18 protein-coding genes are annotated in these 13787 nt (G+C 72.4%); 10 read left to right on the top strand and 8 right to left on the bottom strand.

Going from position 1 to position 13787, the window contains the following annotated elements; translation table 11 throughout:
* The 7 genes from RIN75_RS38340 to RIN75_RS38370 form a co-directional block, all read left to right on the top strand.
* Positions 1 to 298: hypothetical protein (locus RIN75_RS38340; RefSeq protein ID WP_309117006.1), on the top strand; the 298-nt coding region annotated here is incomplete at its 5' end.
* 291 nt (positions 299 to 589) lie between these two features.
* Positions 590 to 1576 (top strand): ketoacyl-ACP synthase III, encoded by a 987-nt coding sequence (locus tag RIN75_RS38345; RefSeq protein WP_309117007.1) that lies wholly within the window; start codon positions 590 to 592, stop codon positions 1574 to 1576.
* Complete coding sequence (locus RIN75_RS38350; protein ID WP_309117008.1) at positions 1573 to 2322, top strand: glycosyltransferase; 750 nt, start codon at positions 1573 to 1575, stop codon at positions 2320 to 2322. The genes RIN75_RS38345 and RIN75_RS38350 overlap by 4 nt, the downstream gene beginning before the upstream one ends.
* Positions 2319 to 3452: a cytochrome P450 gene (locus RIN75_RS38355; protein ID WP_309117009.1), complete on the top strand. Its 1134-nt coding sequence runs from the start codon at positions 2319 to 2321 to the stop codon at positions 3450 to 3452. The genes RIN75_RS38350 and RIN75_RS38355 overlap by 4 nt, the downstream gene beginning before the upstream one ends.
* Positions 3445 to 4944: a class I adenylate-forming enzyme family protein gene (locus RIN75_RS38360; protein ID WP_309117010.1), complete on the top strand. Its 1500-nt coding sequence runs from the start codon at positions 3445 to 3447 to the stop codon at positions 4942 to 4944. The genes RIN75_RS38355 and RIN75_RS38360 overlap by 8 nt, the downstream gene beginning before the upstream one ends.
* Entirely contained in the window at positions 4944 to 5825 is an 882-nt protein-coding gene (locus RIN75_RS38365; RefSeq protein ID WP_309117024.1) for an NAD-dependent epimerase/dehydratase family protein, read from the top strand. The genes RIN75_RS38360 and RIN75_RS38365 overlap by 1 nt, the downstream gene beginning before the upstream one ends.
* A 97-nt stretch (positions 5826 to 5922) precedes the next feature.
* Entirely contained in the window at positions 5923 to 6603 is a 681-nt protein-coding gene (locus RIN75_RS38370) for a phosphoribosylanthranilate isomerase (protein WP_309117011.1), read from the top strand.
* On the opposite strand, the gene RIN75_RS38375 is transcribed toward RIN75_RS38370, so the two are convergent.
* From RIN75_RS38375 to RIN75_RS38395, 5 genes are all read right to left on the bottom strand, one after another.
* The gene (locus tag RIN75_RS38375; protein WP_309117012.1) at positions 6552 to 7295 is read right to left on the bottom strand and encodes a polysaccharide deacetylase family protein; all 744 of its coding nucleotides are present in this window, start codon (positions 7293 to 7295) and stop codon (positions 6552 to 6554) included. The genes RIN75_RS38370 and RIN75_RS38375 overlap by 52 nt on opposite strands.
* 34 nt (positions 7296 to 7329) lie before the next feature.
* Positions 7330 to 8211 (bottom strand): TIGR03620 family F420-dependent LLM class oxidoreductase, encoded by an 882-nt coding sequence (locus RIN75_RS38380; RefSeq protein WP_309117013.1) that lies wholly within the window; start codon positions 8209 to 8211, stop codon positions 7330 to 7332.
* A gap of 93 nt (positions 8212 to 8304) precedes the next feature.
* A complete protein-coding gene (locus RIN75_RS38385) occupies positions 8305 to 8625 on the bottom strand; it encodes a metalloregulator ArsR/SmtB family transcription factor (protein WP_309117014.1) in 321 nt (106 codons plus the stop codon).
* Positions 8626 to 8635: 10 nt separating this feature from the next.
* Positions 8636 to 9004, bottom strand: coding sequence for a DUF4180 domain-containing protein (locus RIN75_RS38390; protein WP_309117015.1), 369 nt, complete (start codon positions 9002 to 9004; stop codon positions 8636 to 8638).
* Positions 8997 to 9440 (bottom strand): helix-turn-helix domain-containing protein, encoded by a 444-nt coding sequence (locus tag RIN75_RS38395; RefSeq protein WP_309117016.1) that lies wholly within the window; start codon positions 9438 to 9440, stop codon positions 8997 to 8999. Before RIN75_RS38395 ends, RIN75_RS38390 begins: the two co-directional genes overlap by 8 nt.
* Positions 9441 to 9694: 254 nt before the next feature.
* On the opposite strand from RIN75_RS38395, the gene erm reads away from it, so the two are divergent.
* Positions 9695 to 10477, top strand: coding sequence for a 23S ribosomal RNA methyltransferase Erm (erm, locus tag RIN75_RS38400; RefSeq protein ID WP_309117017.1), 783 nt, complete (start codon positions 9695 to 9697; stop codon positions 10475 to 10477).
* Between the two features lie 127 nt (positions 10478 to 10604).
* Positions 10605 to 10949, top strand: coding sequence for a GNAT family N-acetyltransferase (locus tag RIN75_RS38405; protein ID WP_309117018.1), 345 nt, complete (start codon positions 10605 to 10607; stop codon positions 10947 to 10949).
* Position 10950: 1 nt separating this feature from the next.
* Here the strand turns inward: RIN75_RS38405 and RIN75_RS38410 are convergent, their stop codons facing one another.
* Positions 10951 to 11385 (bottom strand): VOC family protein, encoded by a 435-nt coding sequence (locus tag RIN75_RS38410; protein WP_309117019.1) that lies wholly within the window; start codon positions 11383 to 11385, stop codon positions 10951 to 10953.
* Between the two features lie 22 nt (positions 11386 to 11407).
* Positions 11408 to 11710 (bottom strand): helix-turn-helix domain-containing protein, encoded by a 303-nt coding sequence (locus RIN75_RS38415; protein WP_309117020.1) that lies wholly within the window; start codon positions 11708 to 11710, stop codon positions 11408 to 11410.
* A gap of 129 nt (positions 11711 to 11839) precedes the next feature.
* On the opposite strand from RIN75_RS38415, the gene RIN75_RS38420 reads away from it, so the two are divergent.
* Positions 11840 to 12079 carry a hypothetical protein gene (locus tag RIN75_RS38420; protein WP_309117021.1) on the top strand — a complete coding sequence of 80 codons (240 nt, stop codon included), beginning with the start codon at positions 11840 to 11842 and terminating at the stop codon, positions 12077 to 12079.
* Here the strand turns inward: RIN75_RS38420 and RIN75_RS38425 are convergent.
* Positions 12076 to 13323 carry a sialidase family protein gene (locus tag RIN75_RS38425; RefSeq protein ID WP_309117022.1) on the bottom strand — a complete coding sequence of 416 codons (1248 nt, stop codon included), beginning with the start codon at positions 13321 to 13323 and terminating at the stop codon, positions 12076 to 12078. The two genes, RIN75_RS38420 and RIN75_RS38425, sit on opposite strands and share 4 nt — an antisense overlap.
* Between the last annotated feature and the right edge of the window lie 464 nt (positions 13324 to 13787).

A 13787-nucleotide genomic window follows, 5' to 3' on the forward strand; every position in this document is an offset into this window, starting at 1 on the left:
GGCAAGGCGCTGCCCGCACGGCAAGGCGCTGCCCGCACGGCAAGGCGCTGCCCGCACGGCAAGGCGCTGCCCGCACGGCAAGGCGCTGCCCGCACGGCAAGGCGCTGCCCGCACGGCAAGGCGCTGCCCGCACGGCAAGGCGCTGCGCGCACGGCAAGGCGCTGCGCGCACGGCATGGCGGAACTGCGGGTGGGCGCGGTCGGTGCCCGCTCGACGGGTCCGGGGCTTCTCCGGGTGGGCGTTCGCCTCGGCCACCGTGTCCGGGTCGCTCGGCCACCCCACCGTCGCCGGGGCGTAGCCCGCGTCCTCGAACACCGCCGCCCACCGGTCCCAAACTGCTCGGCAGCAGCCACAGGCCGTGGATGAACACCATGGGTGTGCGTCCGCTCTCGTTCGCCCGCTGGACCTGCGGCGCCTCGTGCGCGTCGACCGTCATCGCCATTCCCGCCGAAGGACCTGCTGACCGGGCCGAACCTACGGAGAGTGGCCGTCGCGCGAATCCGCGGAGCACCCCGGTGCGCCAACCGAGTAGTTCTACCGACGTCGGTCGACCGCACCCGCATATAGCGTGCACGCAGGAGGTGCCGGAGTGGGGACACGGTTGGCCGGTGTGGCGGTGCATCTGCCGGAACGGCAGGTGAGCACGGAGGAGGTGGAGCGGCGGGTGGGGCCGTTCCTGCCGCCGGCCGGGCTCATCCGCCGGTTGACGGGGATCGACTCGCGGCACGTGATGCGCGACGACGAGCAGGCGTCGGACCTGGCGGTGGCGGCGGCGCGGAAGTTGTTGGCGGACACGGGGACCGAGCCGGGGGACGTCGACCTCCTGCTGTTCGCCTCCGCCAGCCAGGACATGGTGGAGCCCGCGACCGCGCACATCGTGGCGGCGAAGCTGGAGCTGCGCTGCCCGGTGATGGACGTCAAGAACGCCTGCAACAGCGTGCTCAACGCGATCGAGGTCGCCGACGCCCTGATCTCGACGGGCCGTTACCGCACGGTTCTGATCGCGAGCGGTGAGTCACCGTCGCGGGCGGTGCGGTGGGACGTCGGCGGGCTGCGGGAGTTCCTGCGGGCCTTCCCCGGCTACACGCTGTCCGACGCGGGCGCGGCGCTGCTGCTCACCGAGGGCGAGGCCGGGGTGGTGGGCTGCGGGTTCACCGCCGACTCGACGCAGTGGGACGTCGGCACCCTGCCCGCCGGCGGGTCGCAGCACCCGCGCGACCCCGAGTTCACCTACTTCGACCTCGACGGCGCGCGGCTCAAGACCGCGTTCCTCGGGCTGGGCAGCGGCATCCTGGACGACACCCTGGACCGGCTCGGCCTGACCTGGGACGACTTCGCCGTGGTCGGCGTGCACCAGGTCTCCCTGCCCTACCTCGACGTCTTCGCCGACCGGGTGGGCGTGCCGAAGGACAAGCTGGTGGTCACGCTGCCCGAGCACGGCAACGTCGCCTCCGCGAGCCTGCCGCTGCAACTGGTCACCGCCCAGCGGATGGGCCGCTGCGGACCGGGTGACCTGGTCGCGCTGGTCGGCCTGGCGGGCGGCGTCAGCCTGGGCATGGTGGTGGTGCGGCTGTGAGCCTGTGGGTGGTCGTGCCCGCGTACAACGAGGAACGCGGGATCACGGCGACGCTGGAAGCGTTGGCCGCGCAACAAGACTCGGACTTCACGCTCGTGGTGGTGGACAACAACTCCACCGACTCCACAGTGGACGTCGTGCGCCGGTTCGCCAAGGAGAACCCCGACCTGCGCCTGGAGATCGTCCACGAGCCGGAGAAGGGCACCGGGGCCGCCGCCGACACCGGGATGCGGTACGCGATCGGGCAGGGCGCGCGGTGGCTGGCCCGCACCGACGCCGACTGCCTGCCGGCCCCTGACTGGACGGCCCGCGTCAAGGCCGCGTTCGACGACGGCCTGCGGCTGGTGTCCGGACAGTTGTTGCCGCGCGAGGACGAAGGGCTGCCGGCGGTCAAGCGGTGGGTGCTGGTCGCCGCCGTCGAGGTCGCCTCCCTGTTCGGCAAGATCCGCCCCGGCAACCGGGACCCGCGCTACCTCGGCCCGTACGTGATGACGGCGGGCTGCAACATGGCGATCACCGCCGAGCTGTACGCGCTGGCCGGCGGGTTCCCCCGGTCGCGGATCGAGGACCTGCACGAGGACCGGGCGCTGGTCAACGCCGTCCGCCGGCACACCCGCGCGTACGGGCTGCGCCGGGACGTCGTCGTGCACGGCTCGTCGCGGCGGGCGCAGGCGTGGGGCCTTCGCAAGACCCTGGCCTGGTACGCGGACCACCGGTACCGCCCGGAGATCGTGGACATCCGGTGAACTGGGAACTCAAGCTCCAACTCGCCGCGCACCCGCTGGCCTACCCGCTGGTGCGCGGCATCGGCCGGATCGCGCCGGTCGTCCGCGTGCCCCGGGTCGGCGTGGTGGTCAGCGACGCCGGGATCGCCAAGCGGGTCCTCAACGACCCGGCGCACTTCACCAAGACCGGTCCGGGCTCGCCCGCCGACCTGTGGACGCCCGTGGTCGGCCCGACCGTGCTGCTGAACATGGAAGGCCCGGCCCACGCCGAGCTGCGCCGCAAGCTGTCCGGCCTGTTCACGCCCCGCAGCGTCGCCGACCTGTGCGCCCGGGTGGCCGACGAGCCCATGAAACGCCTGCGGGACGACCTCGCCGCCGGGCCGGTGGACCTCGTCCAGGTGGTGCGGCGGCTGGTGGGCGCGGTGATCTGCGAACTCGTCGGGCTGGAGCCCGGCGAGGCCGTCGCGGCGCACGCGGCGGGCACGGCCATCACGTCGATGATCCGGCTGGGCCGGCCGTCGCTGACCCCGGCTCAGGTCCGGCACGGCCGGCAGGCGCTGGGCACACTGACCCGGCCCGCCGCGCAGGCCTACGCTCAAGGCGACCCGGCCACCGTGCCCGGCCGGATGCGCGAACTCGGGCTCACCGAAGAGGAAGCGCTGGGCGCGGTGGCGGCGTTCGTCCTCACCGGCACCGAGACCCTGGTCTCCTACATCCCGCGCCTGGTCGAGCTGCTGCACGACACCGGGTGGCTGGACCGGCTCGCGCAGGACCGCACCCGGACCGACGACGTGGTCGCGGAAGCGTTGCGGGTCACCGTGCCTTCGCCGGTCATGCTGCGCAGTGCCGCCGCCGACGCTGAGGTGGGCGGGGTGCGGGTGCGGGCCGGGGACCGGGTGGTGATCGCGACCATCTCGGCGGCGCGGGCGCTGGGGTCGTTCGACCCGGACCGACCGCACCCGCCGGACGTGCGGCAGCTGTGGTTCGGGGCGGGTCCGCACTTCTGCCTGGGGATGCCGTTGGCGTACGCGGAGATCCGCGCCGTTCTGGACGCGGTGCTGGACAGCGCGCCACTGTCCGTTGTGGACCGTCGGGCGGCGCGGCGGGTGTTGATCCCGTGCTACGAGAGGCTGGTGGTGCGGCGTGGCTGACCTGCTGGTGGAGGTGTTGCGGGCAGGCCGCGAGCACGGTCCCCGGCCCGCGTTGACCGACGCACGAGGCCGGACGCTGACCCACGCGGAGCTGTCGGCCAGGGTGCTGAGCACCGCACAACGGTTGCGGGCCAAGGGGTTCACCCCCGGTACCCGAATGCTGTTCTCCGTCCGCCCCGGCCCGGACGCCATCGTCCTGGCCCTGGGCACGGTCGCGGCCGGCGGCACGGTGGTGTTCGTCGACCCCGGCGTCGGGCCGACGCTGTTCGCCCGGCGCACCGAACTCGCCGCGGCGGGGTGGGCGGCGGCCGAGTCCGTGCTGTACGCGGCGAGCGTCCCCGGGCCGCTGCGGGCACTGGCCCGCCGGCGGGGCGTACTGCTGCCGAACTACGCCGCGCTCCCGGTGCGGCACATCAGGTCCGGGCCGTGGCTGCCCGGTGTGCCGCTCGGCGCGGTGTCCACGAAGTCCTTGGCGAAACCGGTCGCCGACGCGCCCGTCCCGGAGCCCGACCCGGACCAGGACGCGGTCATCGTGTTCACCTCCGGCACGACGTCCGCGCCGAAGGCGGTGGTGCACACCCGGGGTTCGCTCGCCGCCGCGCTGGACGCCCTGGCCACGCGGTGTGCACTCGGCCCGGACACCCGCGTGCACACCGACCAGATGATGCTGGGCCTGCCCGCGCTGGTCGCCGGCGCGCACTGGTCCATGCCGCCCCACGGCTTCGCGCCGGCCGCCGACCCGCGCGCCCTCGCCGCCGGCCTCGACGACGCCACCCACACCTTCCTGGTCCCCACCGACCTCGCCGCCGTCCTCGACAGCGGGGTGCCACTGCCCGGAACCCTGCGGCAGGTCCTGCTCGGGTCCGCGCCCGTCCTGCCGCCGCTGCTCAAGCGGGCACGCCGAGCGCTGCCGGACGTGGAGTTCCTGGCCGTGTACGGGATGACGGAGATCCTGCCCGTCGCGATCGCCACCGCCGAGGAGAAGATCGCGCACGGCGGCGACCTGCTGGGCCGCCCGCTGCCCGGCGTGCGGGCGCGGCTCGCCGACGACGGCGAACTGCTGGTGTCCGGGCCGAACATGTGCCGCGGCTACCTGGGCGAACCGCCGATGACCGAGCACGCCACCGGCGACCTGGCCCGCCTGGACGGCGACCGGATCGTGCTGACCGGCCGGAAGAAGGACATGATCCTGCGCGGCGGGACCAACGTGTACCCCGGGCTGCACGAGCCGGTGATCGCCGACCTGCCCGGGGTGGCGGCGGCGGTGCTGGTCGGGGTGCCGGACGAGATCGGCGACGAGCGGATCGTGCTGGCCCTGGTGCCCGCGCCGGACGCCGGTCCGGGCCTGGCCGACCGCGTTCGGGCCGCGTTGCCGGGGATCGTCGACGCCTCCGCCCTGCCCGACGAGATCACGGTGCTGCCCGAACTGCCGGTCGCCGGGCGGACGCGCAAGGTCGACCGGTCCGCGCTGCGCGCGAGGCTGGCCCGGTGATGCGGCTCGCGGTCACCGGGGCGACCGGGTTCGTGGGCGGAGCGGTCCGGCGGGCCGCCGAGGCCCGGGGCTGGCAGGTGCACGCCTACGGGTCGCGGGACTGGGACATCGTCGCAGGTCCACTCGTTGAGGCACCGCAGGTCGACGCCGTGGTCCACTCGGCGGCGGCGGTCACCGACTGGGGGTCGGCGGAGCGCATCCGGCGGGTCAACGTGGACGGGACCCGGCACGTGCTGGAGTCCTTCCCGGGCGTGCGGTTCGTGCACATGTCGTCGGCGAGCGTGTACGACCCGTTCACGCCCAACGTCAACGCCGTCGAGTCGGCCGCGCCCGTCTCGCGCTACCTGACTCCTTACGGCGCAACGAAAGCCGAGGCGGAGCGGTTGGTCATGGGGCGGCCGGACGCGGTGATCCTCCGGCCGCACGCCGTGTACGGCCCGGGTGATCCGACGCTGTTGCCGCGCGTGCTGAGCGCGATCCGGGGGCGGACGTTGTTCCTGGTGGGGGACGGGCGGGCGCGGCAGTCCCTGACGTCGATCGACAACCTGGTCCAGGCGACCCTCCTGGCGTGCACGGGCGAGCCGGGCGTCTACAACGTGGCCGACGCCGAACCCGTCGTGCTGGAAGACGCCTTGCGCGCATTGTTGGCCGAACGCGGTCTGGACGTCCGCATCCGGCACATCCCGCTGCGGGTGGCGTGGCCGTTGGCGGCGGTCGCGGAGACGGTTTGGCGGCTGGCCCGTGCCCCTGGTCCGCCGCGTCTGACCAGGTACGCGATCAGCCACCTGGCCCACGAGCGCACGCTCGACACGACCGCCGCCCGCACCCGGCTCGGGTACGAGCCCGCCGCGACCTCCTTCGAGGGCGCGGCGGGCTGGTGAGGCAAACTTCGAAGCCCTCCTGGCGCCGCGCACCCGAGCCCTGCGCACTCGAACCCTCCGGGAGTGACCGCAGCCGGGGCGGGATAGCGTTCGCGGGGTGTACGTGAAGTTGTGCGGCCTGCGGACCCCCTCCGACGTGGCCACCGCCGTGGACGCCGGCGCCGACGCGGTCGGTTTCGTGCTCACCGCGAGCCCCCGCCAGATCGACGCCGACACCGCCCGCGCCCTGGTCCGCGAGGTCCCGCCGGGCGTGCTGTCCGTCGGTGTCTTCCGGGGGGTCGACGCGGCCGAGGTGGTCAGGCTCGCGGGTTTGGCCGGCGTCGGAGCCGTCCAGCTGCACGGCGACTACCCGCGCTCGGCGTTCGAGGAAGTCTCGGCCCTCGACGTCCCGCTGATCCGGGCCGTCAGCCTCACCCCGACTACCGACGTCCGGGTCGGCGCGTACGGCGAGGACATGCTGCTGCTCGACTCCCCCGACGCCGGCTCGGGCCACCGCTGGGACCTCACCGCCCTCGACGGCGCGCGCCCGGACGGGCAGTGGCTGCTCGCGGGCGGTCTGGACCCGGACAACGTCGCCGAGGCGATCTCCCAGGCCCGGCCGTGGGGTGTGGACGTGTCGAGCGGGGTGGAGTCGAGCCGAGGGGTCAAGGATTACGGCCTGATGCGGGCGTTCGTGGCGGCCGCGCGCGGTCAGCTCGACGGAGGCCGGGGACTTGCGAACCCGGGTCAGTCGTCCGGGCCCAGGGTCAGCAGTTCCGACACCGTGACGAAGCGGTAGCCGCGTTCGCGCAAGCCGTCGACGATCGGCTCGACGGCCGCCCTGGTCCTGTCCCGGCCCGGGTACATGCCGTGCAGCAGCACGATCGAGCCGGGTCGGACCTCGGCGAGGGTGGCCCGGACGATCTCGTCCGTCCCCCGCTTCGCGGCCTCCGCGCTGGAGTCGGGTTCGACGTCCCACATGACGGTCTTGCGGTGGTGCTCGTGCAGGTACTGCGGCAGGGCGAACAGCTTCTTGCCGTTCGGCGGGCGGAAGGTGATCTCGCCCCGGTAGCCGGTGTCGCGGATGCGTTCGTCCGTGCGCTCCACCTCCTCCGCCACGAAACGCGGTGTCACGAACACCATCCGCTCGTGGTGGTAGGAGTGGTTGCCGATCTCGTGGCCGGCGGTGGCGATCGCGCGGCCCAGTTCCGGGTGTTCGGACAGTTCGCGGCCGGTGAGGTAGAAGGTGGCGCGGATGTCCTTGCGGGCCAGGGAGTCCAGTAGGTGCCGGGTCCCGGCGGGGTGCGGGCCGTCGTCGAAGGTCAGGGCCACGACCTTCTCGGAGGTCCGCACGCGATCGGTCAGGCCGCCGTAGAGCTGGTAACCGCGCGAACTCGCCAACGCCATCACACCGACGCCACTCAACGGCAGCAGGACCACCACCGCCGCCACGATGACGAGCACGCGGCGGCGGGAACGCAGGAACCCCATCGGCCCATCCTGGCGCACCCGCCCCGCGCGCCGATCACACCCCCACCGCTACCCGATCGCCGCCCGGCACCAGCGCTTCGGCCAACGCCCGCCACCGGGGCATCGCGGTCTCGCCCTTCGCGACCCCGATGACCTGCACGCCCACGTGGTCGGCGCCGGCCTCGACGTGCGCGCCCAGCTTGTCCACCACGGTCTCCAGGTCTCCCCAGAACACCAGGTCGTCCACCAGCCGGTCGCTCCCGCCGCCGGTGACGTCCTCCTCGCTGTAGCCCAACCGCCGGAACTTGGCCAGGTTGTACGGGGTCGCCAGGTACGGCACCAGGTGCTCCCGCGCGACCGCCCGCGCCCGCTCCGCGTCCGTCTCGAACAGCACCGCGTGCTCCACCCCGAGGAACGCGTCCGGCCCCAGGATCTCCCGCGCCTGCGCGGTGTGCGCCACGTTCACGTGGTAGGTGTGCGCGCCGTCCGTCCGGTCCCGGGACAGTTCCAGCATCTTCGGCCCGTACGCGGCCAGGACGCGCCTGATCCCGTCCGCCGGGTCGAGCGCGTCGAGGTACTCCGCCATCGCGGCCAGCGGTTTGACGTCCTTGCGGGGCTTGCCGCCGAAGCCAAGGCCCAGGACGTGCCGGTCCGGGTAGGCCTCGGCGAGCAGGGTGCTCGCGCCCCGGGTCGCCGTCGCGTCCCGGGACCAGATCTGCGCGATCCCGTTGACCACGGCCATCCGCCGGGTCGCCGCCAGCAGGTACCCGGCCAGCGAGAACGCCTCCCGCCCGCCGACCTCGGGCACCCACACCGCCCGCCAGCCCAGTTCCTCCAGCTCCTGGACCGAATCGCGCACGACCCCGGCGGGTTGGTCCTCGAAGTCGAAGGTCCACACCCCGTACGTGCCGAGGTCCAGTCCGTTGACGCTGCCCATCGGGCTCCCCCTCACTCACCGCAAACGCATCGAAGTATCGCGGATTTACGATTTGAGCGTCAAGTCAGCCCCGCGAAGGTCTGGTGTGGACGGTCAGAGCACCTTGCCCAGCAGCGCGACCAGTTCGGCGATCCGCTGTTCGTCGCGCTTGTAGTGGGTCCACTTGCCCACCCGCGTGGCCCGCACCAGGCCCGCGCGCTGGAGTTCGGCCATGTACGCCGACACCGTGGACTGCGCGAGCCCCACCTTGGCCTGGATGTGGCTCACGCACACCCCCACCTCGTGCGGGTCGGCGAGCGCGCCGGTCAGGTCGAAGTTGCGGTCGGGGTCGCGCAGCCAGCTCAGCAGCTGGAGCCGCAGCGGGTTGGACAGCGCCCGCAGCGCCTGCACCACGTCCGCCGGGACCTCCGCCACGTCCACCAGGCTACCGACTGGCCGCCAGCCGGGCGTCCAACGCGTCGAGGTCGGGCACGAACCACACGTGGTCCGCCTCGTTGGACTCCGCGACCAGCGCCCGCAGCGCCGAACTGGCGGCCAGGTGCTCGGAGATGTCGCCGACGACGGCGAGCAGCATCTGGTAGTTGACGAATTTTTGCATGATCTCGCCGGCGAACCGGTTGCCGAGCGTGAAGAACCGCTCCCCCAACCGGTGCGCCGGCACCGCCGCCACCCGCGCGCCGAGGAACACCGCGCCGATGATGCCCAGCGCGTCCTCGACGGTCGCGATCGGCGGCCCGTCCGGGTCGCACTCCAGCACCTGCACACCGGCCCGCTCGCGCACCACGTCAGCCACCGTCGACCTCCGCCGCGAACAGCCCGTTGTCGCCGTCGAGCACGGCGGCGAGCAGGTGCAACAGGTCGGCGGTGGCGGCGGGACCGCCGAACACCACGAACTTCATCCGGTTCCTCTCCTCGTCGAACAGGGTCTGCACGCGCAACGGGTCCGCGGGGTCGGGCGCCGAGCCGACGCCGGCCAGCACGAGCGTGCTCAACCGGTCCGCCCCCGCGCGGTCGACACCGTCCACCTCGACGACCGTCGACACCTCCACCGCCCGCCGCGGCGGATCGGGCCGGCCGAGCAGGGCGGCGAGGTCGGCGCGCGCGATCCGGTACTGCTTGCCGATCCGCACCGCCTTGAGCCGGCCGGTGCGGATGTAGCCGCGGACCGTCCGGACGTGCAGGCCGAGGCGTTCGGCGACCTGCTCGACGGAGTACACATCGTCACTCATTGTTCCCCATGCTAGCCCTGATTAGTAAGGATAGGGAGTGATTTAAGGGCCCATCCGTACCGAAAACCGTTTCCGGCACGGATGGGCCTTGATCTAAGGTCGGCCGCATGTGTTGCGCCTTCACGGCTCTGACCCGGCTCCGCCGCGCCTAGCGGCGGCTTGTCCGGCACCGACGACGAGTTCCGCCGCTCCAGCGTGTCCACGCCGGGCGGCTCCCAGCGCTGCCCGGCTCACCACGAAGCCGCGGAGCAGCAGTGCGCACGCAATTCCCGGGCCGGCACGAACTCGGCCAGAACTTCCTCACCGACCGGACCGTCGTCGCCGCCGTGGTCGACGCGGTCGCCGCGACACCGCACCTGCCGATCGTCGAGATCGGCGCGGGCGGCGGCGCCCTCACCCTGCCGTTGCAGGCGCTCGGCCGGCCCGTGACGGGGATCGAGGTGGACCGCCGGCTGGCCGCATCCCTGGCCGCCAAGGTCGGTCCGACGACCACGGTGGTCGCGGGCGACTTCCTCACCCACCGCCTCCCGGCCGTGCCGCACGTGCTGGTCGGCAACCTCCCGTTCCACCAGACCACCGCGATGCTGCGCCGCGTCCTGCGCGCCGGTCACTGGACGTCCGCCGTCCTGCTGGTGCAGTGGGAGGTCGCGCGGCGGCGGGCCGGGGTGGGTGGCGCGACCCTGATGACCGCGCAGTGGTGGCCGTGGTTCGACTTCGCGTTGCTGCGCCGGGTGCCCGCCGCCGCGTTCACGCCCCGGCCCGGCGTCGACGGCGGTCTGGTGACCATCACCCGCCGGACCACGCCCCTGGTGCCGGCGCGGCAGCGCGGCCCGTACCAGGACTTCGTGCGCCGCGCCTTCACCGGACGGGGGCGGGGCGCGCGGCAGGCGGTCGCGGCGGCCGTGCCTTCGAACCGCCGGGCGGCCGTGTCCCGCTGGACCCGCCGCCACCTCGCCGACACCGCGCTGCCCCGCGACCTGACCGCGCGGCAGTGGGCCGAGCTGTTCCACCTGACCGACCACGAGGAGACACCGTGATCTTCCGCCCCACCACCGAGGCCGACCTCGACCGCGTCCTGCCGCTGCTCGTCGCGGGCGAGGTGGGCGCCTGGAGCGACGCCGACGCCTTCCGCGACCGGCTGACCACCCGCGAGTACCGTCCAGAGTGGACCTGGATCGCCGAGGACGGCGACGACGTCCACGCCGTCGCGGTCTGGTGGGGATCACCCGACCAGGACAACCCCGCCGGGGTGAGCCGGTCGGCTTCGGCCTGCCCTCGCGCAACACCGGCTCTGCCACCGTGGGGTACCTGGGCGTGCTGCCCGAGCACCGCGGCCACGGCTACGTGGACGACATCCTGGCCGAGATCACCCGCTTCCTGGCCGAGGAAGCGGGTGCCGACGTGATCCGGGCGGACACGGACCTGGCGAACCAGCCGATGGCGAAGTCCTTCGAACGCTTGGGCTACACCAACTTCGCCCGTCGCCTGGTCCTGTCCGCGCCCCGGTGACTCAGTCGAGGCAGAACTCGTTGCCCTCGACGTCTTGCATGACGACGCACGACTCGTTCTCGCCGTCGGCGTACAGGGTTTCGAAGTGCGTCGCGCCGAGCGCCTCCAGTCGCGCCTGTTCGGCCTGGAGTGCGGCAAGGCGTTCTTCGCCGACGAGGCCGGTGCCGACCCTGACGTCGATGTGCACGCGGTTCTTGACGACCTTCCCCTCCGGGACGCGCTGGAAGAACAGCCGCGGACCGACACCCGTGGGGTCGCTGCACGCGAACCACCGATCGCGCTTCTCCTCCGGCAGCGAGAGGTTGTACTCGTCCCAGGTGGCGAACCCGTCCGGCACCGCCGGCGGGACGTAACCCAACACCTCGCACCAGAAACGAGCCACCCGCTCGGGTTGCGCGCAATCGAACGTGATCTGGACCTGCCTGACCGACCCCATGCACCCACCTTAAGGACGGATGTCAGGCATTCCGACCCCGGAGGTCGCGAGGGCTGCGACCGGTTTCGCGGCGCAGGACCCGGCGCAGGGTGGTGGGGTCGATGTAGCCGACGCGGCGGGCGATCTCGTCCACCGGCAGGCGGGTCGTGGCGAGCAGGTCGAGCGCGGTCTCCACGCGGAGGCGCTGGAGGAACCGGACCGGGGAGAGACCGGTGGCGCGCTCCACCCGGCGGGCGAAGGTCCGGGTCGACATGCCCGCCGCCGCCGCGACGTCCCCCACCGACACGTCCTCCGCCAGCCGCGCCCGCGCCCACCGCTCGGCCACCGACACCTCCGGTCCAACTCCACGGCCGGGTGCAGGCGGCGGAACAGGGGCGCCAGCCACCACGACGTCGTCGCGCGCCGCCCGTCCAGCAACCCGACCGCCGCCGGCAGGAACGCCCCGGAGCACGAGGTGGCCACGTCCGCCCCGCGCGCCACCGCCTCCACCAGCACCTCCCCGGCCCTGGGCGACCGCTTCACCGGCCGCGAACTCCCCGACGACGTGAACCCCGACGTGCCGCCGTTCTTCGCCACGCACGTGCCGTACCCGCACAGCGTTGTCACGGTTCACCTGGTCGATCGCGAAGGCCACCCGACCGTGCGGGCGCGCGACGAGGTCCTGGAGTTCTTCCGGAAGCGGCTGACGACCTAGATCCCGCCGTCACACCCCGGTTCGGACACCCCGCCCTTGATCCACGGGAGGTTGACCTTGCGGAACGCGATCGAGCGGTGGGAGGTGGAGTTGCTGGAGGTGTTCTCGTTGACCTCGATCAGCGCGCCCACGTGGTAGTCGGCGGTCTTGGCGATGCTGGAGTAGCCGCCTTCCTTGTAGGTGGCGCTCTCGCCGGGGAGCGGCGCGTCGGAGAACGGCCGGCTGTAGCTCCACGTGCGACCTTCGTCCTCGCTCATCCGGATGCGCATCTTGGTCCGGGTCTCGGTGCTGGCCGAGTTGACGAACGCGATGCGGGCGGGCGCGTCGGAGTTGTAGCGCATGGTCGAGGCTTCGCTCTTCGGGTCGAGCAGGCACCCGGCCGGGGTGAACGCGCTGAACCCGCCTTCGATCGTGCCCCGCGCGACGAACCTGCGTTTGTCGGCTTCCCAGGCGGCGGTGGTCGGCCGGTCGTTGCGGTACAGCGTGCCGTCGGCGAGTTCGAGCACGGTCGATTCGCCGGTCTGCTCCATCGCGGCACCGGAGGTCGTGCGCATGACTTGCACGCGCCAGGTCGCGCCGTGGTCGTCGCTGTAGATGTTGCGGTGCTGGGCGGGGATGACGAGGCGACCGGGGTTGCGGACTGTGGTCTGCACGCCGACTCCGGGGCCTACCGCGTCCCAGTTCCAACTCGCGCCGTTGGCGAGGGTGCGGGGCTTGAGGGTGGTCGACATGTTGGTGGGTGAGGCCCAGGTGAGGCCGTCGTCGGTGCTGGAGGTGAGCCAGACCTGCCGGTCGTCCCAGGAGTTGACCGGGTCTGATCCTTCGGGCTGGTGGTTGAGGAAGAGCCAGATCTTGTTGTTCGACCGGTCGACGACGGCGGTCGGGTTGCCCCAGACACCTTGGCCGGACCCGACCACTTCGCGGAGCCCGGACCAGGTGGCTCCGTTGTCGGTGGAGCGCTTGTAGAGGAGGTTGATGTTGCCGTAGTCGCCGTTGTGGGTGGCGCGGCCTTCGACGAAGGCGAGCAGGGTGTTGTTGGTGGTGCGGACGAGGGACGGGATGCGGAACGAGTGGTAGGTGATCCCGTTGAACGTCTCGTTGCCGCCGTTGAAGAGGATCCGTTCGGAGTGGGACTCGGCGGCCAAGGCGGCGGAGGCGGGTAAGGCGGCGGGTAGCGCGGCGGCGGGGACGGCGCCGGACAGGGCGATGGCGGAAGCCATGGCGATGATCTTGAGCGCTCGCATGAAGCCCTCCATTGGTTGACAACCACCCGACCGTAGCGCCCAACGGTGAACTTCTGACAAACCCGAACGCCGCAGGCACCGTCACCCCCGAAGGTGCCACTTTGCGCCGAAGGGGCTGCTTGTGCGCCGAAGGCGCTGCTTGTGTTCGGGCTTGCCAAGCCACAGGAAGGGCCTCGGTTCGTCCCCCGTACGGCCTGGGCGCAGCCCAACCGCGCTTCGCCCTTCCTGGCAACCAGCTTTACCGGTTGCCAAGAAGGGCGAAGGGTGGTTGCCTCCGGCAGGCCGTACGGGGGACGAACCGACGCCCTTCCACCCCCGGTGGCCTCCCAAGCCGGCTTTTGATCTTGAGAGCGCGTCAGCGCGTTTTCTTGAGAGCGCTACGCGCGTTTTTCAAAGCTCTTAAACCGCTTTCACAAGCGAACGCGCTGACGCGCTCTCAAGATGAAAAGCGGGCTTGGGAGGCC

The sequence above is a fragment of the Saccharothrix sp. genome (genome assembly GCF_031180885.1).
Lineage (GTDB): Bacteria > Actinomycetota > Actinomycetes > Mycobacteriales > Pseudonocardiaceae > Actinosynnema.